9 protein-coding genes are annotated in these 24774 nt (G+C 39.0%); 6 read left to right on the forward strand and 3 right to left on the reverse strand.

Features of this window, described 5'->3' with window-relative positions:
* Positions 1–20: 20 nt before the first annotated feature.
* The gene (locus tag AAFN64_RS16765; RefSeq protein WP_347761371.1) at positions 21–1175 is read left to right on the forward strand and encodes a beta-ketoacyl synthase N-terminal-like domain-containing protein; all 1155 of its coding nucleotides are present in this window, start codon (positions 21–23) and stop codon (positions 1173–1175) included.
* Between the two features lies 1 nt (position 1176).
* Here AAFN64_RS16765 and AAFN64_RS16770 read toward each other — a convergent pair whose 3' ends face one another.
* From AAFN64_RS16770 to bioB, 3 genes are all read right to left on the reverse strand, one after another.
* Positions 1177–1656, reverse strand: a complete 480-nt coding sequence (locus AAFN64_RS16770; protein WP_300488538.1) for a regulatory protein RecX — start codon at positions 1654–1656, stop codon at positions 1177–1179.
* A gap of 21 nt (positions 1657–1677) precedes the next feature.
* The gene (locus tag AAFN64_RS16775; RefSeq protein ID WP_300488535.1) at positions 1678–2547 is read right to left on the reverse strand and encodes a cupin-like domain-containing protein; all 870 of its coding nucleotides are present in this window, start codon (positions 2545–2547) and stop codon (positions 1678–1680) included.
* 107 nt (positions 2548–2654) lie between these two features.
* Positions 2655–3755 (reverse strand): biotin synthase BioB, encoded by a 1101-nt coding sequence (gene bioB, locus AAFN64_RS16780; protein WP_347761372.1) that lies wholly within the window; start codon positions 3753–3755, stop codon positions 2655–2657.
* A 568-nt stretch (positions 3756–4323) separates the two neighbouring features.
* On the opposite strand from bioB, the gene AAFN64_RS16785 reads away from it, so the two are divergent.
* The 5 genes from AAFN64_RS16785 to AAFN64_RS16805 all read left to right on the forward strand — a co-directional run.
* Positions 4324–4929 (forward strand): hypothetical protein, encoded by a 606-nt coding sequence (locus tag AAFN64_RS16785; protein WP_347761373.1) that lies wholly within the window; start codon positions 4324–4326, stop codon positions 4927–4929.
* Complete coding sequence (locus tag AAFN64_RS16790; protein WP_347761374.1) at positions 4926–10514, forward strand: hypothetical protein; 5589 nt, start codon at positions 4926–4928, stop codon at positions 10512–10514. The genes AAFN64_RS16785 and AAFN64_RS16790 overlap by 4 nt, the downstream gene beginning before the upstream one ends.
* 65 nt (positions 10515–10579) lie before the next feature.
* Complete coding sequence (locus tag AAFN64_RS16795; RefSeq protein ID WP_347761375.1) at positions 10580–13975, forward strand: VWA domain-containing protein; 3396 nt, start codon at positions 10580–10582, stop codon at positions 13973–13975.
* A 9-nt stretch (positions 13976–13984) separates the two neighbouring features.
* A complete protein-coding gene (locus tag AAFN64_RS16800) occupies positions 13985–14707 on the forward strand; it encodes a hypothetical protein (protein WP_347761376.1) in 723 nt (240 codons plus the stop codon).
* 11 nt (positions 14708–14718) lie between these two features.
* The coding region (locus AAFN64_RS16805; protein WP_347761378.1) for a thrombospondin type 3 repeat-containing protein at positions 14719–24774 on the forward strand (10056 nt) is incomplete at its 3' end.

The raw sequence follows: 24774 nt of genomic DNA on the forward strand, positions 1-24774 counted from the left end.
TGCACCCAAATACTTTTACGTTGAAAAACAAGATTGCGATAACAGGCCTGGCATCCGTTTCTCCTTTGGGTGATAATCCGACTACAATTTGGGAAGCCTACGGGAATCCGGAAAGTTATATCCGGTTTTTGCCGGTGGGTGATTCCGTATTTCCGGTAGCGGCTCTTGCTACCGATGTGAAACAAAGTATAGAAGCCCTGAGGTTTTCGGATGTAAAATATAAAAATTTGGATGATTCCGTTTTGTATGCTATTGCGGCCTCTCGTAAAGCGGTAGCGCAGGCGGGCTGGAATGACGGTCGTTTTGGAATCAATATTGGTTCGTCCAGAGGCGCGACGCAATTGTTTGAAAAGTACCACCGTGAGTTTTTAGAAACCGGATCAACGGCTACATTGGCATCGCCTACAACTACATTGGGGAATATCGCTTCGTGGGTGGCGAATGACCTGAATAACGACGGCCCGGATATTTCACATTCGATTACCTGTTCGACGGCGTTGCATGCACTTTTAAATGGTGTAGCCTGGCTGCAATCCGGAATGGCTGATAAATTCCTTGTCGGAGGAAGTGAAGCGCCGTTAACGCCTTTTACGCTGGCGCAATTAAAAGCAATGAAAATCTATTCAACCTTAGAAGATTCCTATCCTTGTAAAGCATTTGATCTCGATAAAAAAAGTAATACGATGGTTCTTGGTGAAGGCGCGGCTATGGCCTGTTTGGAAACCGGTGAAAATGTAAATGCACTTGCCTGGATTGAGGGAATTGGTTATGCTACGGAAATGCTGCAGCACAATGTTTCGATATCTGCCGATGCGGAATGTTTTCAGAAGTCCATGCGAATGGCTTTAAATGGGATCGATCCGACAGAAGTTGACGCTATTGTACTCCATGCGCCGGGAACGATAAAAGGAGATGTATCGGAACGTAATGCCGTCGAAAAAGTATTTGGCGATCATATGCCGATGCTAACCACTAATAAATGGAAAATCGGGCATACTTTCGGTTCCTCCGGAATATTAAGTGTAGAGCTGGCAGTGTTGATGTTGCAACATCAGCAATTTATAGGAATCCCATTTCGGGATAATCCGGTTTCAAAACCGGCAACCATTCGTAAAGTATTGATCAACGCTGTAGGGTTTGGCGGTAATGCCGTGAGTGTGTTGTTGTCGAAATAAATTATTCCGCACTTAAATCACTGCATTTTTCGAAAATCAGATTGGATTCATAGCCTTTCCGAAGTAGGGAATCACAAAACTTTTTTTTCTTTTTAAGGAGATTGGATTCTTTAATGGAATTCCAGGTCGCATCGGCCAGTGTGTCGAAAGTTTCGAAATATTCTTCGGGAGTGAATTCTTTTAGCGCACTGTCGATATTGTATTTGGAGATGCCCCGGAATTTAAGTTCGTTAACAATCCGGAGCTTTCCCCATTTTTTGATACGGTGTTTTCCCCGGGCAAAACTGCGGGCAAAACGCTCTTCGTTTAGAAAGTTATTTTCGATCAGGTGTACCACTATTGTGTCGATAGCCTGCGGAATCATATGCATTTGCTGTAGTTTCTGAATTACTTCCGCATGACATCGCTCCTGATAACCACAATAATATTCCAGTTTTTTTATGGCGTCATCAATTGAGTAGTATTGGTGTTTGTGCTGCATCAATTAATGTGCTTTGAAATGTTATTGTATACCTAGTTTTTTATGTGTCTGAATAATCGCCTGCTCGTTTTTATGGTCGATCCATTGCTGTCCTTTTCGTCTTCGCATAAAGTTGTCGAAATGACGCATGATGAATACGTTATAAGCGGCTTTTGACAGATTGGAAATGCTTCTTGGAAACGCCCGTAAACTCATCGAAAATCCGGGAGTGAGGTATTTCATATAGTGCCAGTATCCTTCCGGCATATAGAGCATTTCACCGTGATTTAGGTTACAGATAAGCCCTTTTGCGTGTTTTAAAGCTGGCCATTTTTCAAAATCCGGATTGTCGAAATCGATATCTTCTCTCGAAATCAAAGCATGTGGAATTTTGTATAAATAAGGCGTTTGGTTTGGTTCGAAAAGGATACACTGTTTTTTTCCATTGAAATGGAAATGTAAAATATTGGAATAATCAATATCAAAGTGCATGAATACTCTTGAATTTTCACCTCCAAAAAACAGCATCGGAAGTTGTTTAACCAGTCGTAATCCAATATCAGGCCATTTAAAGTCCTTTTGCAGGGATGGCACTTCTTTCATCAGGTTGTATAGGAAAATACGGTAGTTGGTTGGTTTGGATTGTAGCAGATCGATATAATCGGCCATTTTCATCGTCGCATGAGCTTCGTTGAATCCGTCTTTATGGGATACGGGCCTGTCATCGTATAGTGGTACTGTTTTGTCGCCGGCGATGTCTTTAATATAGTTTAGCTTCCATTTTTCGTAGGCGGGCCAGTCGGTTGTCAGTTGTTCGATGACTAGTGGTTTCTGCTTTTTTACATAGTTTTTGTAAAAATCTTCTTTTGATATGGTTTTTACGCGTTCAATTTCGGTTAAATGTAAAGGCATAATACAATGAGATTATTTTAAAAAAAAAAGCTCCTAATTTGTTTTTTGCAAACAGGAGCTAAGTTAATAAAGCTTTATCTTTTTGTGAAATTATTTTAAATTAAAATTTAAACGGTTTCCTGATTTTTGTTTTTGATGGAAGCTTCCAGATTTCGTTCGATTGAGTGTCCTGGTCGTGTCCATTTTGGTTTTTCACCCAAGGCCTGGAATTTGGAATCCTCGGCTTCTACTGTTTCCGGTTGCATTAATTTAATAAATGGTTTTTGCGGTGCTAAACCAAGTTCCTGGAACATCTTCATGTCTTCGTTTACATCCGGGTTTGGCGTGGTTAGTAGTTTATCTCCTGCAAAAATCGAATTGGCTCCTGCAAAGAAACACATCGCCTGACCTTCTCTGGACATTTGTGTTCTTCCGGCAGATAAACGTACTTGAGTTTCCGGCATAACAATACGGGTTGTGGCAACCATACGGATCATTTCCCAGATTTCAACCGGTTTTTCTTCTTCCATCGGAGTTCCTTCTACGGCTACCAATGCGTTAATTGGCACCGATTCCGGTTGTGGGTTTAAAGTCGATAAGGCTACCAGCATTCCGGCTCTGTCTTCGACACTTTCTCCCATTCCGATAATACCACCGCTACAAACGGTTACATTGGTTTTTCGTACGTTTTCGATCGTTTGCAAACGGTCTTCGTATCCTCGTGTAGAGATAACCTCTTTGTAGTATTCTTCCGAAGTATCAAGGTTGTGGTTGTAGGCATAAAGTCCAGCTTCAGCCAAACGTTGCGCCTGATTTTCCGTAAGCATTCCCAATGTACAACAAACTTCCATATCCAATTTGTTGATGGTACGCACCATTTCCAATACCTGATCAAATTCCGGTCCGTCTTTAACGTTTCGCCACGCTGCTCCCATACAAACACGGGAGGAGCCGCTTGATTTTGCACGTAACGCCTGTGCTTTTACCTGTTGTACCGACATCAGGTCATTACCTTCGACATTGGTGTGGTAGCGCGCAGCCTGAGGACAGTATCCGCAATCTTCCGGACATCCTCCGGTTTTGATCGATAATAGGGTCGATACTTGTACCGTGTTCTGGTCGTGGTTGGTTCGGTGTATTGTGGCTGCTTCATAAAGCAGATCCATTAATGGTTTATTGTATATGGCAATGATTTCTTCTTTGGTCCAATTGTGTCTTGTTGCACTCATCCTTAAACATTTTTTGATGTTTCAAAAATAGGAAATTTGAGTTTAAGTAGAAAAATTTTGTTTGCCTTCGGTTTTTGATACAATTGGTGCATTTTTTTATTTTTTATGGTTTGTTTTGTGAATCTTGATTTTTGTAGGATTGACAAGGGTTTTAAGATAATTTTTGTAATGCTTTTTGTGAAAAAACATCAAATAGTCCTATAATTTTTACATGATACGCTTTTTTCTTTGAAATAAAATTTTACATTTGTGTGAAATTTAACAATTGATCTTACGTAATACTACGTGGTTATAGGGTCGGTTTATGGTAATTAATGTCTTAGTAGAGAAGGTGTGAAGGTGCATTTTTATCGGATTTAATGAATAAGAAGTAGAATTTTATTTAAGAAATACGAGTTTCATCTACGATGATGCTGTCAGATTAAGATTAAAAAATGAAAAGAACAATATTTTAATTGCATGCGCCGAATTTTACCAAAAAAAGCTATTCAAAAAGCACGTATTGTTTCATTTAAAAATGAAATGGTAAGAGCTGAGAATAAAACACCTATTGAGCTAAACAAAAAATATGCGAGTGTATAGAAAACTACTTTTTATATTTTTTGTTTTTTCATTATGCTCCTGTAAAAAAGAAAAGACAGCGACGGGTAGGGATGACTCAGAAATCCGTTCCCGTTATTTTCAGTTAGAGAAAATCGGCTGGAAGTCGCGCGAATATTCTCAAAAAGTAGACGACATCAATTTTACGGCTACCGAAGTGCCCATTCAATATTACATTTTAAAAGACCAGGGAACAACCGATCTGTTTAAAGTGGATTCGCTTTATGAAGCCAACAAACAGGAACGGGTTGTTGAATTTACGTTTCGTCAGGATCAGGAAAAAGACCTTTTATCCGATCAATTTACAGGATTGCCTTATGCCGATGCGGTTAAATATATGTCGTTTGCTATCAATAACGATTTTTATGTGGTTACCTCCAAAAATGATACAATACCGTGTAATGGCGTTTCCTACGAGCGCAATTATAAAATAGCACCTTTCCAGAAAATAGTATTGTTCTTTTCCGGAATTGATCCAAATGAAAAAATCCAATTGATTTATAAAGACCAGTTATTCCGCAAAGGAACATTGAAATTTAAGTTTAAAGACACATTTACAGAAATATTATTATGATCCAAAAAATCAGAACAAGTAAGGTTACAAAAGTCGTTGCTATTTATTTAGCAATGATGTTGTTTTTAGAAATGGTTCAGCCAATGGCAGCGTATGCGTTAACCACGGGTCCTTCACAACCGGAGTTTGAATCGTTTACACCTATTGATACTTCCGATATGGTCGATCTGGCCAGCGGTGATTTTAACTATAATATCCCGATTATGGATGTTGGTGGTTATCCGTTAAATCTGGCATACAATTCCGGAGTTACCATGGATCAGGAAGCCTCATGGGTTGGTTTAGGCTGGGATTTGAACGTAGGGCAGATTAACCGACAAATGCGTGGTTTGCCAGATGATTTCAAAGGAGACGAGATGATCTATGAAAATAACATGAAAGACAATGTGACCATCGGGTCGAATGTAAACCTCTTTCTTGCCGGATTTGGTATTGGCGAAATGGCCATGCCAAGTATCGGACTTGGTGTGAAGTATAACAATTACGATGGTTTTGGATTCTCGGTTAATGGTGGTTTGAGCTATCAAATCAGTGATAACCTTTCTGTAGGGATGAATATGGAATCATCTTCTTCCGAAGGCGTTTCGGTATCGCCAAGTGTGTCGTTCAATAAAAAGAAAACCGATAAAGATAAAAATGAAAATACTTTAACCGGGAGTCTTGGGGTGAGCTTAAATAGCCGAAAAGGATTGGAGACAATGACGATGTCATATAAAGCAGCCAAAAACAACAATAATCTTAAATATATAAAGAATCAGCAAGATTTATCAGGCTCTTTGTCGTTTGCGGATGTATCTTTTACACCTACAAAACGTGTTGGAATGGTGTCGTCCAACTATATGTTTGGTATGAATGTGGAAGGAGAGTTTTGGGGTGTGGAACCGGGAATGAAGTTTTCCGGATACCGAACCAGTCAGGGAATTAAAAGTTCTGAAAAATATAAAACAGAAAGAGGATATGGTTTTGAAAATAGCTATAATGCCGGAAGTGCTGATATCTTAGATTTTAACAGAGAAAAAGACAGAACGTTTAATAAAAATACAACATCATTACCGGTTACGAACAATACATACGATTTGTATAGTGTTCAAGGACAAGGGGTAGCAGGAATGTACCGTCCGTATAAATCGCAGGTGGGATTTGTGTACGATAGTTATATACAAGACGATACCAACGGTGGTAGTTTAGGTCTTGAATTTGGGGCCGGTGGAGGTGTCCACTTTGGTTTCGATGCAACGATTACTAAAGGTAATAGTGCTACAGGATTGTGGATGAGTAATAATCCGGCTTTGGCGCGATTTAGAGAGAAGGTGAATGGTAATAAAGTGGATTATGAAAAAGTGTTCTTCAAAAATATCGGAGGAGAGCATGTTGATAAAGAATTAAACTTATTCAATACGCAATTAGGAGGTTATGATCCGATTAAACTGGAAATTGGAGGTACTAAGTTTTCAAGGAATACTATTCTGAATTATTCCAGAAACGGTAGTTATATACAGAACGCCAGCTATGTAAAAAGAGAAGGACGTTTAAACAGAAATCAGGTTATCCAAAAGTTAACCCGTACGGAAGCGCAAAAATTTGGTTTTAAAACGCAATTTAGCCCGTACTCGTTAGCAGGAAAACACGATCATCATACTTCTGAGGTACGAATTATACAAGAAGGAGGCGATCGCTATATCTTTGGACGTGCGGCATATAACTCCATAAAGAGAGAAGCTACGTTTGATGTAGGAAGTAATCCGGGTGTAAACTGTTCCAAAGGATTGGTAAATTATAACCCGGGTAGTGATAACTCAGCCAATAACAGTAAAGACGGTGACCAGTATTTTAACAGGGTTACAACTCCGGCTTATGCACATACGTATTTATTGACGTCTGTTTTGTCATCCGATTATCAGGATTTAAAAGATGACGGTCCTACCGATGACGATTTAGGGACTTATACGAAGTTTACCTATAATAATACACAACCCTATAAATGGCGTATTCCGTTTAAAGAAAATGTAGCCAATTATGATGAAGGTTTACGTTCCAGTAAAAAGGATAACAAAGGAAACTATCAGTACGGTGAAAAAGAAATGCTTTATATCAAAAAAATCGAAACGAAAACACACGTTGCTATTTTTGAGATTTCACCACGTAAAGACGCTTACGGTGTAAAAGGTGAAAACGGAGGTATCGGATTGGATTCGAAGTCGTATAAACTGGATAAGATTTCATTGTATTCGAAACCGGAATATTTAGCCAATCCTACAGCGGCTACACCTATTAAAGTAGCACATTTTGAATACGATTATAGTTTGTGTCAGGGAGTTGAAAACCACGAAAACGCAAATATGTCGGGAGGCGCTTACGATGGTCAAAAAGGAAAACTAACACTTAAAAAAGTATATTTTACCTATAAGAAATCCAATATGGGTAAATACACACCGTATACCTTTAATTATGGGTATAATCCTTCTTACGATATGAAGGCCTATGATATATGGGGGAATTACAAGCCAGTTGCGGCGAATGTAGGTTGCGGAACAAACGATGCATTATCTAATGCCGAATTCGGATATGTGGATCAAAAAGACAGGGCTGCTGCAGATCAATATGCTTCTGCCTGGTTATTAAACAACGTTAGTTTGCCATCGGGTGGTAGAATAGAGTTGAATTATGAAGCTGATGATTATGCTCATGTTCAGGATCGCGATGTTATGGAAATGTTTAAAGTGGTGGGAGCCGGTGAGGCACCGCTAACATCTCTAAGCCAGTTAAACAATACAAAACTATATGGAAATAATCTTTCCCGTTATTTATATATCAAATTAGATGATTCTAATTTTCAAGACTTTCATGAGCGTTATATCAAACCGATACAAAATGATCCGATTTATTTTAGGTTTTTAGTGAATATGGCGCCAAATGATAATGCCAAATACGATTATGTGACAGGTTATCTAAACGTTGTAAAAAACCAAACGTATAACTTTATTCAGGACGGTAACGGTGAAAGTTATGCGTCTATTAAAATTGAAATGGTAAACCAGGGCGACGGTGGTAATCCGGAAGTGAACCCGATATCGAAAGCGGGTTGGTACTTCGGAAGACAAAACCTAAACCGTGTGGTGTATAGTATGAACAATGAAGAGGATACCAATAATCTTGAAGGTGTTGTGATGGAACTTATCGGTTGGATTCCAACGTTGTTGGATATTTTCAAAAGTCCAAACGGGAAACTAAAAGAAAAAGGAATTGCCAGCAAATTTATCTCCGGAAAATCATGGATTCGTTTAATGCAACCGAACCGTGAAAAAATCGGTGGCGGTAGTCGTGTGAAAGAAGTTAAAATGCATGACGAATGGCAAATCATGACCGATAACCCAAGTGATGAATTATATAAACAATATTACGGTCAGGTATATACCTATAAAACGGAACAAGGTAAAACATCGGGAGTAGCAAGCTATGAGCCGATTGGTTCTAAAGAAAATCCATTTGTAGAGCCATTTTATGATAAAACAAGTAAAAGTTTATTATTAGGACCTGAAACGGAAAACTATGTCGAAAAACCTTTTGGAGAATCGTTTTTCCCGTCACCGAAAATTACCTATAGTAGGGTAGCGGTTAAAAACCTTCCAAGGGGGAAATCGTTAGGGCCTCGGGATCCGGGTGTGGTAAAACGACATGCTACAGGACAGGTGGTAACTGAATTCTATACGACTTACGATTTCCCTACTGTGGTTAACTATACGCCTATGTCATCGAAATATGATAAATCGGATATCCTGGCAAGTTTATTAAAAATCAATGTTAGAGATCATTTAACATTGTCTCAGGGATACTCGATCCATACCAATGATATGGATGGTAAGATGAAGAGCCAACGTGTCTATGCTGAAGGACAACTTGCATTTATCTCCGGAGTGGATTATAAATACAGAGAAAATCCAAATGCACCTAAAAGTCAGGGGAAACTAAACAACGTGGTTACTACCGTTGATGGTTCCGGAAATATTAGTTCAAAACTGGTAGGAGTAGATTATGACGTAATCAACGATTTTAGAGAAAGTAAATCGGTAACACAAACGGCCGGTATTCACTTTAATACTGCTGGTATTCCGTTGTTTCTGGTTTTTGTGGTTATACCGGTTCCATTACCGAGTTATTCGAAACATGAAAATCAGATCCGAACTGCTGTAACTACAAAAGTGATTCATAGTAGTGGTATTTTATCCGAAAAAGTAGTGTATGATGTCGGATCTAAAGTGTCCACGAAAAATAGCGCATGGGATGCCGATACCGGACAAGTACTGTTAACGGAAACGACAAATGAATATAACGATAATTATTACAGCTTTAATTTCCCGGCATACTGGTCGTATAAAGGAATGGGGCAGGTAGCGAAAAATATCGGAATGGAATGTGCTATTTCCAATATAAATAACACCGATAAATATAAAATGGATGGTGGTTATAGTGCAGCCAAATATTTAATGGATGGTGATGAAGTGTGGGTTAATGGAATCAACCGATCGGAACAAGACCAGACATTTTTCGCCTGGGTAGTTCAAAATAAAGAAATCGGAAATGAATTTATGATGATTGATCGCAATGGTTTGCGTATCACCAGGGATAATATCATTAATGGTAGTATTAAGATCATCCGATCCGGATATCGAAACAGGTTGGAAGACTCCATGTCAGCAATAACATCGACTAAAAATCCGCTTTACACGTATAACGGAAATAATCAGATGGTATCGATGAAATCAAACATCGGAAGCAACCCATTTTACTCGTCAACATTTAACGATTACAGAATCGTAAATGCATCGGCAGTAGAATACAGTAATATCTGGGCAGCACAATGTGAATGTGATTTACCAAAGATGACCTATGACAGTGGACATAACCTTGTTTTTGAATATGAAAAAGACAATAATACCAGTGACCCGGATGATATCGCCGCAAACTCGTACAATCCATATTTGTATAATGTTTTAGGAAACTGGAGAGCCAACAAATCGTATGCGTATTTAACCGGAAGAAATTTTACCGATAATACGAATGATCTGAACCCTACACTGCGAAAAACAGGTTTCTTCAACAATTATGAGTCGTTCTATGTTTATAATGCTTTTACTGGGAGATGGGAGAAGAATGCACTGTATTCCAACTTTGGTAAATGGACTTTTGCATCAGAAATAACACAGTTCAACCCATATGGTCAGGAAGTAGAAAACAAAGATGCGTTAAATCGTTATTCATCGGCGTTTTTCGGTTATAATAACCGATTCCCGATCGCGGTGGCATCTAATGCAAAATATAAAGAAATGGCTTTTGACGGATTTGAAGATTATGATTTCTCTACCTGTCTGACATCAGCGCACTTTAATTTCCAGGGATTACTTGTACCAAATGAAGTAACTGTTTCGTCGAAACAATCGCATACCGGTAGAAAAAGTTTGAAAATTGAAGCCGGTAAAAAAGCACTGCTTAAAAAACAGGTGGTTTCCTGTATTGATGTGCCAAGTAGTCCAGTGGCCAAAGTAAAACCGGTACAAAAAGAATTAGCTAAAGTCATTAAAAAATAGTAGTAGAGATGATTCGTATAAAATTGAAAAATTTAGTTTTAATAGTGTTTTTACTATTGTCTGGCATGACTGTTTTGGCTCAGGTTACTCCGGAAGAAAAACAGGCACTGATCGATATATATAACAGTACTAATGGTAAGAAATGGAAAAACAATAAGGGTTGGGATGTTACGAATCCTAAATCGGTTGTGACTTCCTGGGATGCTGCAAAGAAAACAGGATGGTATGGTATTACCGTTAAAGACGGCCATGTTACCGATATCGTTTTAAATGACAATAATCTTGAAGGGGAATTAAAAGCAGACCCGGACGCATTTCAGGCGTTGACTCGTTTTTTAATTAATGGTAACAACGTAACCGGCGAACTAGCCGAAGATCTATTGGAACCATTGGGAGAGCTGCCTAAATATATGGACGAAGCTCCAAAGGTGGCAAAAGAAACAGCGACTAAGCGTGTTGCCGATGCAAAGGTGGAAAAGGTAGCGGTTGCGGATAATGCAACGGCTGTAACAACCGAAAGAAAACGTTGGGAATCGTGTACCAGAGATAATCCAAATTCACCGATAGTAAAAAATATATTCCTGAAGTTTATAAAATACCTGGTTAACGCCAAGAATAGTGGTGTACCGGATTATCAGATTGAAGGAAGTAACCCACCGGAATTTAACGCACTAAAACCGTTTATTACGGATCCGAATCCTAAGATTACACATTTTGTTTCCGCTTTCGATCCTTCGAATAGTGTCCTAACGGAAATGCGTTTCTCTTTTACAGGAGATCACGGTGAGCATGATGTTTGGCTTTCCGGTAGTTTTTCGGATATCGCCAATGTTAATTTTGATATTGATTTAAGTGGTTATTCCGATTCAGGACATTATTTGGATTTACAAGGTGATTATTCTGAGATTTATCCGGGCTATAAAATCTATTTAAAACGGTTTGAAGTGATGCACGTCGATTTCTGCCCGGACAGATTACCGGTTTGTAACGAAAAAAACCGAATGATTTTGTCAAGTTCTTCCGGACTGGAAGCGTTATGCGCCGGACAATTTATTAAGGCGACTTTCTACCCTTCTATGGCGAGTGCCGATTATAGTATCGCGATTCTAAATTCAAGTGGCGCTACCGTATATACCGGTACGTATAGCGGCGGCAATGAGGTGTATATCAATGCGCTGGAAGCGGGTACCTACACGATTTATATAGATGTTATGAATTATGATAGTGGATGTGTCTTCTCGGTTGAACAGCAGTTTACGGTTCAGAATTGTAGTAACTTCTGTGCTTCCAATAATCCGAATACCGTAATTGTAAAATACTTATATCTTAATTTAATAAACCATTTGGTTACAAAAATGGTAACCGATGGTATGATTCCGGATGGGTATTTTCCACCGCAATTGAGTGCATTAGTACCGTATATCTCCGATCCGAATCCGAAAATTTACAACGCGCATTTTACAAGTCACAACGAGTATTTCCGTTTTTCATTTACAAATCATGGTTCCGATTATGATGTATCGCTACGATTTACGCCAAATACCACTGTAACCGGTATCGATTTGGCCGGATATTCATCGCCCAATTTAGTTTCGACAATTCCGGTGCTTTATAATACGGGTGTGATGGAGCCGAATCATACGGTGAAGCATATCGATTTTTGTCCGGCAACACCAGTATATTGTACGACAACAAATCCAAATGCTCCGGTAATTAAAAACTTGTTCCTTAATTTGATCAATAAATTAAGAACACTTCCTACTGCGAGTGTGCCTAATGGATATACTTGTACGGAGTTAACGGCTTTGGCGCCCTATGTTACGGATCCGAGCCCTAAAATTTACAACTTTGCCAATTCAGGAGGTTCGATTTCATTCTCCTTTAATCCACACGGTTCACAATATGACGTGGTGGTTCCGCTTCTAAGTAATTTAAGTATTACGAATGTGGAGTTCAATAATTTTGTTGCTCCGGATATGCAGGCGACATTTAAAACGACTTTCAGTAACGGTTCGTCAAATAATACGGTTGGAAAGGTTAAGCATATCAATTTATGTCCGGACGATTTGTACTGTATGTCACACGTGGCAATCGTAGTGGACGAATCCGGATCGCTTGATGATACCGAAATCCGAAAAATCCGAAAACAACTAAAAGCATTTGTACAGCAACAAGCCGATACGAATGATAATTTAGGAACCAATATCTATGTTTCCCTGATCGGTATGTCTGACAGTGATACCTACAACAGAGCTGATGCCATCATGCAGGTTAAAATTACAAACGGTTCGACTTTAAATCAATTTAATAACTGGATTAACAGTTTTGGTGCCCGATACGGTCAAACAGGTATCAGTCATGGTTCCGATTACTGGAAAAGTGCTTTGGACAAAGCATTAAGCACCTCGATGAAACCTAAAGGGGTTATTATGATCACCGATGGTTGTCAGACGTCCAATGTTGCGAATTTGGTTAACACGATGAAATCATTTGATAATTATAGAAATCCGGCGAATCCAACAACTTCATTAAATCCAAATGCTCCGCATTTATATGTACTGGGAATCGAAAACGGTTTCTATGTGGATTCGGAAACGGTAGTAAGTCAGCGAATGGCGCAAAACCAGGATCCTAATTTAAATCCGGCTTTGGTAGCACCTGCTTTGGGAACTAACGATTTCGCCCGAGTTGCTCCGGTTGAACATACCGATGTAATTCAAACACAAGCCGAATCACGTCTTAGAAAGTCATTAAAATTCTTATTGGGTTACCCTGCAGATCAATTCCCGGTAGCGAGTATCGATTACTTTAAACCAGCCGATTATTATGGTCATGATAACTTTAATATTCTGGGTTCAGACGATCGTTACCTTTCGGAAAAATTGGTCGACAGTCAGATTTCTTGTGGTATCTCCATTACAAAAGATTTTTGTGAAGATTGTTACTCGTTCCAACCGGAACCCGGAAAGGAATATATCTTAAGTGCCTGGGCAAAAGAAGAGACAAATGAACAACTTAAAACATTTGTAAACCCTGCGATTACACTGATTTTTTATCACAATAAACAGGCATTGCCACAACACGAAATAACAAGAATCACAGCGACACCTTCCGGTGAAATTATCGACGGATGGCAACGCATCTTTACCAAGTTTAAGATTCCGTATTCTGAAACAAGCGCTATCAACAATACGATTTCAATTGGAGTTGAGCTAACGAATAACAGCCCGAGTATTCCGGTTTATTTTGATGATATACGCGTGCATCCTTTAAAAGGTAGTATGAAATCATTTGTATACGATCCGGAAACCTTTAAGTTGATGTCGGAATTAGACGATAATAACTACGCTACTTTTTATGAGTATGACAATGAAGGCGGACTGGTTCGTATTAAAAAAGAAACGGAAAGAGGTGTGAAAACCATTCAGGAAACCCGTTCCGGAAGTGTAATTAAAAACTAAAGGATAGTCATGGTAAATAAAATCATCACATCCGTTTCCATCCTTTTTATGGGGTGTCTGGTTCAGGCACAAACCGTAGGAGAGGTTTTGAAAAAAATTACAGCCGGATACAGTATTGCAGAACCACTACAGTATAAAACCGATTATAAACTGTTCAAAGATCATAAGTCGACTAAGGTGGAAGAAAATTATAAAGGAGTCTTTTATAAAAATGCGGCGAACGAGGTTTACATTAAAATCAACGATACGGAGATTATTAATACGAAGAAAACCAATATAAAAGTCAGCCACTCCGAAAACGCTATTGTGGTTTCGAATCCGGTTGCCAATTATTTCGGTGAAGCCGATTTTAATAAAGTATTTGAATTGTGTAAACTGAATTCGTTTAAAGATTATAAAACCTATTGGGAAATCAGTCTGGAACCCAAAACTCATTCCGGATTGACCTATTCCAAGATCATTTTAAACGTGTCAAAGAACTATTTTATACAAAAACAGATCTTTTACTATAACACGGGAATTAATTTTTCCAAGGATTATAAAGGAACAGATGTTAACTATCCGAGACTGGAAGTGGTTTATAGCGATTATAGCAGAAAAGCAATTCCTCCTACGGTTATTAATACACAAAACTATCTTTCTTTCTCTAACAAGAATAGCATTGTTTTGGCTCAACGGTTTAAAAAATACGAAATAATTGATCAACGAATTGTTTCTAATAATATAAAATAAAAATCAGATATATGTATATCCCTAAGCGTTTATTTATTTTAGTATTTACACTATTTACAGCGTTTGTTTTCGGGCAACAGGAAGAAACTTTGGGTGCTATTACCTCGGGTAGCCAGTTGCATAGTTTGCCAACGCTAAGCATTACCGACCCGAAATATGGCTCTTTGAATCAGCAGAATGTTTTTACATCTATTGATCCTGCGGTATATATTCATTTTGGTTTCAAGGATCTTGTAACGAATCAGCCGGCTTATCAGGCACAATATTCTTGCGAGGTGAAATTGGGAGTTATACCCTATAATAACCAAAATGGACAAGTGGCGGGTTATGCTGTTAAGTTGAAAATTGTACACGACAACCTGACTGAGGGCGTGAAATTCGATGATTATGCGGTTTATAAGTTGCCGGGTATTCATAGAGCGGATGTAGTGGTAGAAGAGGTAGTGTACAGAGATTTGTCGGGACAAATTATTCCTACAGTTAGTAATTCTACGGCCTATCTTCAGCTTCGTTTTAAAACGGATCGTTATTACAATATCAAAAATACAACGGTTAATCCGGTTTCGAAAAGACTCATTAAATACAATGGAATGTCGGAAATGGTGGTTAACAATGTAAGTGATGGTGCCGAAGAACTGGAAATCAACTGGACGCGTTATAATGACGCACCAGCGACGGAATATGAACTGGAATGGACCTGGGTGGATAACTTTGGGCCAAACGGAAGCAAATTGATGCCGAATCAGATTGCCTTAACAGAACAGGATTTTAAACTAAATAGTACTCGAGTACAAACTAAAGAGTTACGATATAGAATTCCATTGGTGTTTTCCAAAGGTTATCTGGTATACCGGGTTCGACCGGTTGGACGCTTCCTTGACGATACCAAAAAGAGCTATTATGGAACCTGGTCATCCGGATTAGCCGGTGCCTTCCAGAATGTAGCTAACTGGGGTACTTTCCTTGAAATTGATGCCGATCATGAAGTTGGTAAAAAGAACTGGCAGTATAAGGCTTCTTTTGCCGAAGATGGTAAGAAAAAAGAAGTTGTAAGTTATTTCGATGGTACCTTACGTAATCGTCAAACGGTTACGAAAACAAATACTAATAATAAAACAATTGTTGGAGAATCGGTATATGATAATCAGGGACGTGTTGCCATAGAAGTATTACCAACTCCTATTGAAGCTTCCGGTATTCGCTATTACCGTGACTTAAATAAAAATGATGGCGGGAAGGTTTTTACCCATCATGATTTCGATTGGGATCGACTTAATGGATTAATCTGCGAACCTATAGTGCCACCGGGAATGTCTAAAAGTTCCGGTTCTAGTAAATATTATTCGGAAGAAAATCCTATTGTAGGTAACTACCAGGATTTTGTACCTAATGCCAATAAATATCCTTTTTCTCAGATTGAATATACGCCGGATAACACGGGAAGAATCCGAAGAAAAGGAGGCGTAGGACAAGAGCTTCAATTGGGTAATGGGCATGAAATGAGTTATTTATACCTGCAACCGGATCAGGAAGAATTAAACCGACTTTTTGGATATAAAGTAGGGGATTTCAAACGCTATAAAAAGAATGTAGTTGTCGATCCAAATAAACAGGTTAGTATCAATTATCTGGATCCACAGGGAAGAACTATTGCTACAGCGTTGGCCGGTGATAATCCAAAAGAGCCTATGGTCTCGTTAGAGGATGAAACGAATAATGCATTACACCAGATGACAACTGCTAATGTGTTGTCGAATAACGATGCGTATGCTACCGGACAAAATGGAATCCTATTGGATGGAGTACGATTAAATAAGCAGATAGGTGTTATTAAGGAAGAAGCGTTAACATTTAATTATGGTCTGACACATGCTACTAATACCTATACCGACTATTGTATGGGTGGAAAACACTATCCTTTTGTATTTGACTGGAGTATGAATCTTTTGGATGATTGCGGTAGCGGTATGTTAGTCAACCAGCATGGTGATTTTGAAATTCCGGGCGGGGTCTTTCAGTTAGGAGCGGTAAATCTGAATTCGTATACGCCGAATGCACCAGCGATTCTATTCAATAGAAGTTCAACGTCCGGTGTGTTAAAAATTGGTTCGTATACTTTAAGTAAAGATATCCGGGTAAATCAGGCCGCTGTCGAGCAATATGCAGATGATTATATCGCACAATTAAGAATTACAAGCAATCCGTGTTTTCCGACTTTAGGAAACTATGTAGTTGATATTAGCGAAGAAGACTGTCACGTGACGTGTAGAAGTTGCGAGGAAGCGTTGATTTGTACCTATTTGACACCACAGGAATGTGCGGCATATAGAACAACGTTCCCTATTGGTACAGACGAAAGCGTATTGGGAGACATCAATGTAAGAGAGTATTATGTCTTACTTGCTGAACGAAAATATGTAATCGACAATCTGAACACTAATTTCGCAGGAAGTTCATTTTCTTATAACGGAACACAATATGTAGATGTGAATGGACTTATTTCGCAGTATACCATCAATATATATGTGACTCGTTTCAAAAAGGAACTTAGAGTAATGTTAGATGGTTGTAGAGAATTGTGTATACAGCCGGGAGATACCTGTAACATCAATACCAGCATATTGTTATCGGATGTTAGTCCGCATGGACAATACGGGTCAATTTCAGGAATCGATTTTCCAACGGCACAACCAGGTGGAACAACAACACCTGCAACTAGTGTAGATGATACCTTGAGTTTGTTTAATGAAGACAACCAATTGTTATATGGTGGTTCTTCAACACAGACGTATGTCGATTTGGATACCGGATTAACCGTTACTCAAAATGTATCGAACTATAACTGGAGAAGACCGGCAACGCCATATATGGACGATAACGGTGATATTGCAAAGGTTAAAGTAGAAAGAATCAATTATAACACCTATATTCCGGAGGTAATGCCTTCGGCTAGTGTCGAAGATGATCCACTGGATCCTACTTCATCAAATAAATATGTGCGTCCGCAATATTTAAGAAATGTAACGGATTTTGTAAATAACTGGCAAGCAAGCTGGGCAGAATCGTTATTGCCATACCACCCGGAATACCAGTATTTGAAATATAATAAAGCAATTTGTGCTAAAACAAATTCAACTGGAGATAACTCGGATAGCTTTGATGAGAAACTTAAAGCCTTGGATTATACCAATGTCTTTACAACAAATGGAATGGTACAAAATTTAGTCAATATTACGGCTAATGACCCTTTCTATAACAGTCAGATTACAACAATGCCTGCACAGGGTATCACGTATGAGATAGAAACGGCTGCTGATTTTAACCTGAGAAGGAATTTATTGGTAGAAGCAATGAATACGAATTATGAAGGTATTAAATTGGCTAATAATGCCCGATTGAATATGCTACAAACGGCGTATTATACAACTGTTTTCGGTAATGGAATTGCGCCGGCTTCTACCTATCAGAGTTTGGTTACGTCTCCGCTTAACCAGTTGCTTCCGATTCTTAATGCGCTGAATCCGAGTGAAAAAGAGCGTGTTTGGAAGAGCTTTATGAATAACTATATCGCGTTTAAACAAAAAACGAGAACGGTATATTCCCATATGTTTGCCCTACGAAATAGTGGTTATAACGGTTGTATTGGCGACGTACAGAACGTTGATACTTTTGTAACACTATTTGAAAAATATAATACAACAGGTAATTATAGTAACCTGTTACAACGAATCAACCAGGCTTTTGCAACTCCGGTTCCAACAACGCCTGCTGGTACGGTACTGGCATGTTCTACAACTACAGTAGCCTACTATAAAAACAAAGAAAAACGATTTATATCAGCTGATTACGGCTTTAACTCCGGTGTTCCGGGAGCACAGGCCGTTGCCAATGCGACTGCCGATGCCGATGCACATACGTATCAGCAAACTGGAAAATGTCCATTATTAGTGGATACCGAAAGTTTATTAAAAGGATTGATCAATCCTTCTTTCCAAAGTCAGGGATTATTGCTTTACGGCTTTAATGCCTACAGTATGCCGATGTTAACACCGGATTTATTTAATTCGGTATTGTTAGATCCCGCTGCTTATGCGGCAAACCCACAAAATGTTACCATTAATGGAAATATTGTAAATGGGGGAGCGAGTTTGAATCTTACTTTTAATACCGCGAGCGGTGTTATTTCACAACCAATCGAACTTAAGATTTTAACACAGACTTTATCTATAGGCTCCTATATGAATGGCTGTAACGAAACGTTACCGGCTCCTACATGGACGGCTTATAATACAAACTTTAAGATTGTAGACTTCAAGAATATTTATTATGTGCCGGGATCATTTAATGCGGCCAATAATACCTATAAATTCCAGATTGTTGCGGTTCTAAAAAGACTTACAGGAACAAGTTGTCCGGCTCTTGAAGAGATCGTTTTGGAAGGAACTGTTAAAGCGGCTATCGGACAATGTAGTTTCGGGGATGCAGCTGGAGAAACAGGTGAAAATTGCGACAAACGAGTGCGTTTTGAAAAAGCATTGGTACGCGTTATGAATGCTTTAAAAGGAACAAATCCAAATATTCCGGGACAATTATTTACATCTGGTGTAGCCTTAAATGGTGCTCCAAATGATAAATATACCTATGGAAGCAGTGTTATGCCGGAGGTATTAAGCGACTTGGCATTAAATTCAACCTGGTCGTGTAGTCCGAGTACCAGTTTTACGGTTAACGGCCCAACTCCGTTTACAATTTATAATCTGGTTAACGAATTTGGAAATCCATCTTTCCTACCGGGCTCTTTTTATAGAGTAACGGGAATAAAGATTGAAAAGAATATGGTGAATGGTGTTGCAAGTGGTGATGACAAAATAGCGATCAGCTATTTGGATCTGAAAGATCAGGTGTTTACCCTATATGGACGTATCACACCATTAAACTATAGTTGTATCTGTACGGAAGAAGTTTCTCAGACAGAAGCTATAGAAGCAAACTTCTTAAACCTGACGAATCATCTTTGGAGTGTAGGAGGTAATTCCGGTCCGTTTTTACCGGGTATTTTGGACGGATATAACCCGGCACAGATGCAGGCTGTGGCTCCATATATTATTGGAAATAATCCAACGGTAAATCAATACGCTACATACTGGTCTGATGGATTATCGAATTATGATGGAATCAAGTTTAATTTCTTTTCGGGTTCTCAGGAATGTCAGTTTGTGTTGCCACTTTATGCTTATCCGGGAAGAGGTTCTACTTTAACGAATTATACTAGACAGATCACGCATTTCTCGAATTTTAAAATACTTGAAAATTTAGGTAATAATACGTATGCTTTTAGTGTTTTTGTTCACCATGGTTCTTATAGTGTTAGTAGTGGTCGATTTAATATGGTCTATCCGGCTGGAATCCAGGAAGCTCGTGGTACGATAAGCTGTCTTCAGCAAACGTTCTGTGAAGAGGAGTTCGGAGTGACAACTGCATTGACATCCGTGTTAAAGGATCTTATACAGCAACAATCAGTAGCCGATGGTTCTACTGCTAATGGATTACCGGCTTTAAATACCTACGTTCAGTTATCTGGAGCTGCTCCGTCAGCCAGTATCAATAACTTCTATAAAGTAGAAAATACTGCCAGTTCTCAAATTGGATTTACGTTTGCCAAAGAATCGGAATGTGAAGTAGTGTTTACAGTACCAGGTGTTTCGTTTGCAAATGTTACGAATATCTCGGGATTGTCATTTACCAATACGCAATCGGGTAATTTTACAGCTACGGTTACAACGAATACCGGAGCACAAATTGTTGCCAACGGTACCAGTAAATGTATCACTGCACGAAAATGTAATTCTGTAATTCAGGTGCCTTGTACATCTTGTATACCGTCTACCGTTCCTCCGATGGCTTGTGTGGATAAATGGTTCCAGTTCCGCGATATAATGGATATCGTACAAGGGTATCAAATGCCGGATCATTTGGCTCAAGATGCGAAATATTTCTGTGAAGCCAACCTGGGTTATCTGGTTACGGATTATATACATTATTTGAATATAACGGGAGCTTACGATGTTAGTATGCCAGCCTTTATAACGATAAGTGAATTCGGAGCAACTAATTTGAATTATGGTTATAATGGTACCCAAATGGTTATTAATGCCTATGGTACGTATTTGATGTCGCATCCGTTTATTGAATGGAGTGAATTCGTAAATCAATATGTGACGGAAAATAAAATTTGTCCTCCGGCACCAATGGTTCCGACCATCAATTTGGAAGTAGATGATATTCCTACCCCTTGTGAGATTTTTGTACACTCGGTACAACAGACTTATATGCAGGAATTAATGGAGGAATATTTTGCTGCAAAACGAGAAGAATTTAAACAAAAATATATTCAGGCCGCTATCAACGGATTACAGGAATCGTTGAATAAGGTGTCTTATGATAAAGAGTACCAGTATACGTTATACTATTATGATCAGGCAGGAAACCTAGTGCAAACGGTTCCTCCTCAGGGAGTTTCCCGATTAGCGCCGGATGCCAATGGTTTAATCAATGAGATTAGAACCTCAGTACCAGAAGAAGAGCAACAGACAGTAGGCGGTATTCTTGTCGATCCGAATCACAGGATGAAAACGCTATACCGTTATAATTCCCTGAATCAGTTGGTATGGCAAAAAACACCGGATGGTGGTGAAGCACGATTTGCTTATGATCAATTAGGGCGTATTATAGCCTCGCAAAATGCAAAACAGGCGGCTATGCCAAAACCAAGATTTAGTTATACACGTTATGACGGTCTGGGACGTATTGTGGAAGCTGGAGAATACGAGCCTCAGCAAGCTTATATTAACGAGGAAGGAAATGTTATCGTAGGAGGTTCTCCGGTAGGTGATCTGGAAACGTATAATTATAGACGTTATGAAGTAACGCGAACGCTTTATGATACCCCGGTTGAAAATACTACCGGTTGGTTTGAATCGTATTCCGATAATAATAACCACAAAAGAGTGACAGCTATACTAACGTATAGCATCATGGAGGATGGTGTAAACTTTGATGAACAAAAAATTATCGCGAATGATCAATATGATAATGCCATTTTGTACGATTATGATATCCATGGAAACGTAAAAGAACTTATTTATCATACGAATAAAGAGGTCTTAAGAAGTTTAAATCAGGATATCAAAAAAGTGATCTACGATTACGACCTAGTGAGCGGAAACGTAAATAGCGTAACGTACCAACCTAAAAAAGCAGATCAGTTTGTTCACCGTTATGAGTATGATGCCGATAACCGAATTACGCAGGTTTATACCAGTAAGGATAAAATCGTATGGGAAAAAGAAGCGAAATACGACTATTATGAGCATGGACCTTTAGCACGACTTGTAGTTGGAGATAAGCAAGTTCAGGGATTGGATTATTTTTATACGCTTCAAGGTTGGTTAAAAGGAGTGAACTCAGAACGTTTAGGTACAATAACACTTAGAGGTGCTTATACCAACTATGACATAGGTGGCGACGGAGATCTTTTTAGTAGTGCAGCGAAAGATGCTTTCGGATTTGGATTAAATTACTTTAGAGGTGACTACCAATCCAGACATCATGTTACGAATGGTAAAGACAATATGGCATTAAACTATAGTTTAGCAAACGGTCTGGAAAGAGAGAGAAATTTATATAACGGAAACATTAAAGAGATGGTTACCTCTTTAATGGATTTGTCTCAGGTAAATTTAGCATCGCAGTATAATTATTATGCATACGATCAGTTAAACAGAATTAAGGCTATGAACTCCCTAAGTATTAATGATATATTTGGGATGTTTACAGAGGAATCCTATCAATCGAATTATTCGTATGACAGAAATGGTAACATACTGGCATTAAATCGTACGGCACCGAGGAATAAAAATAGCGGATACTCTGAAATAATGGATGAATTGCGATATCATTATCAGGACGGAACGAATAAATTGATGCATATTGAGGATGCCGTTCCTAACGGAGCGTTTACTAATGACCCGTCGAATCCGAATGATACGACTTTAGATATCGATAATCAGGATAAAAATAACTACCAGTACGATGAGATTGGTCAGTTGATCCGTGATGAAAAAGAAGGCTTAAATATTAGCTGGAGAGTGGATGGAAAAGTGAAATCGATAAATAAAAGCAATGGAACGGTAATTGATTTCGAATACGATGGTTTAGGAAAAAGAATTGCTAAAATCGTTACCAATGGAAGCGATGTGACGACTACATTCTACCAACGTGATGCACAAGGAAATGCAATGAGCACCTATGAGATGGTCAAGAGATGGGGACAACCGGAAAAATACTACCTGATTGAACAGGAAATTTACGGAAGCAGTCGTCTTGGAGTTGAAAAAAGCAGAAAAGAGCTTAATGCGGAGACCGGAAGAGGAATTGCTTTACGAATGGATGCGCTTGTAGCTACAGCACAAATTGCGGACAATGTTTCGCAGGCATTATTAACAAATCCGTCTTCTATTTGGGGATTATCGTTTAGTGGAAATAACAATGTTACTTGGGGCGATGGCGACAAGAGTATTAATTTCTTTGATCAGGGTGGAAAAACACAGGAATTTGAAATCAGAGCAAACTTCAAAATTGTTGGAGGTTCAGCGATGTCAGTCAATCAAAATCATGCGTTAGTAACTTTAGACGGTGCCAGAAGACCGGAATATAAACAATGGGATAATAGTATTGCGCGTATTGTGATTAAGAGAAATGCAAGTGGCGCTTATGTACCGGCATTAGAAGTTGAAAAATATACGAAACGATTCCACCGTTATAAACCGTTCTTTGTTTTCCACAGACGTTGGAATTATAGAAACTATAAAACCGTTTGGACATACGAATTGAGAAATGCGATACCGGAAACAGAATGGAACTTCCATGCGAAGGTATCGGTAAGTGGCGATAGTTTTAGCCCGCAGTTTACGATTAACGGAAATGTTTACACGTCGCGAGATTTTATAACCAATGTAAATCAAGAGTTAAACGGACCGGAATCTGGTGATACAAGAGACTTCCCGGAACCGGATCCTGTTTCGAATACTTTAGGTAAAACCGCAAAAACATACGGAAATGTTGACGGGAACTATTTTGGAAATTCTTTCCAGGGAGTACCAGTTGAAATGTGTGATTTTACGTATACTGTAAATAATGGTCAGGGATCGGATAATACTCCGGTATATGTCTTCCCGTTTGATGAAGGACCGGTTGGACAACCTACGGCAACTAACAATTTGCTGACAATGACAAGAAATGGTGTTCCGTATACGCAATCGTATTGTGGACCAACAGCACTAGATTCTGATGGTGATGGAATTCCGGATGCAGTGGATAACTGTCCGAATAAATTTAACCCGAATCAGAGTGATGTGGATGGTGATGGTGTTGGAGATGTTTGTGACAACTGTATGTACACATATAATCCAAACCAGGCCGATACAGATGGTGATGGTAGAGGAGATGTTTGTGACAACTGTATCAACAATCCAAACTACAATCAGATTGACACGGATGGTGACGGAAGAGGTGATGCTTGTGACAACTGTAGAACGATTTACAACCCGGGTCAGGAAGACGCTGATGGTGATGGTATTGGAGACGTTTGTGAAGGATTGGATCAAGGTCAGGGTACATCTGCAGCAGTTGGAACACCGGTTACAGCTTATCGTTTTGTAGGGGATAAAAACTACGAATTATCGAACCATTTAGGTAACGTTCTTTCTGTAATTACCGACCGTAAATTGGCTGGGTTATATGGGCGAGGAGTACTGTTAATTCCAGACGTAGTTTCATACAATGATTACTATCCGTTTGGGATGCTAGTACCAAACCGTCATGAGTCCTCAGAATCATATCGTTATGGATTCCAGAACCAGGAAAAGGACGATGAAGTTAAAGGTGAAGGGAATAGCCTGAATTATACGTTCCGAATGCATGATTCGAGAACAGGAAGGTTCTTTGCAAGAGATCCTCTGGAGAGAGACTATACATGGAATTCTCCTTATGCTTTTAGCGAAAATAGA

It is taken from the genome of Flavobacterium sp. CAU 1735 (genome assembly GCF_039888695.1).
Lineage (GTDB): Bacteria > Bacteroidota > Bacteroidia > Flavobacteriales > Flavobacteriaceae > Flavobacterium.

What these genes read in the sequence shown, in the direction of transcription:
- AAFN64_RS16770 (WP_300488538.1), bottom strand. Translation starts at nt 1,656, where the DNA reads ATGCAGCACAAACACCAATACTACTCAATTGATGACGCCATAAAAAAA.
- AAFN64_RS16775 (WP_300488535.1), bottom strand. Translation starts at nt 2,547, where the DNA reads ATGCCTTTACATTTAACCGAAATTGAACGCGTAAAAACCATATCAAAA.
- bioB (WP_347761372.1), bottom strand. Translation starts at nt 3,755, where the DNA reads ATGAGTGCAACAAGACACAATTGGACCAAAGAAGAAATCATTGCCATA.
- AAFN64_RS16785 (WP_347761373.1), top strand. Translation starts at nt 4,324, where the DNA reads ATGCGAGTGTATAGAAAACTACTTTTTATATTTTTTGTTTTTTCATTA.
- AAFN64_RS16790 (WP_347761374.1), top strand. Translation starts at nt 4,926, where the DNA reads ATGATCCAAAAAATCAGAACAAGTAAGGTTACAAAAGTCGTTGCTATT.
- AAFN64_RS16795 (WP_347761375.1), top strand. Translation starts at nt 10,580, where the DNA reads ATGACTGTTTTGGCTCAGGTTACTCCGGAAGAAAAACAGGCACTGATC.
- AAFN64_RS16800 (WP_347761376.1), top strand. Translation starts at nt 13,985, where the DNA reads ATGGTAAATAAAATCATCACATCCGTTTCCATCCTTTTTATGGGGTGT.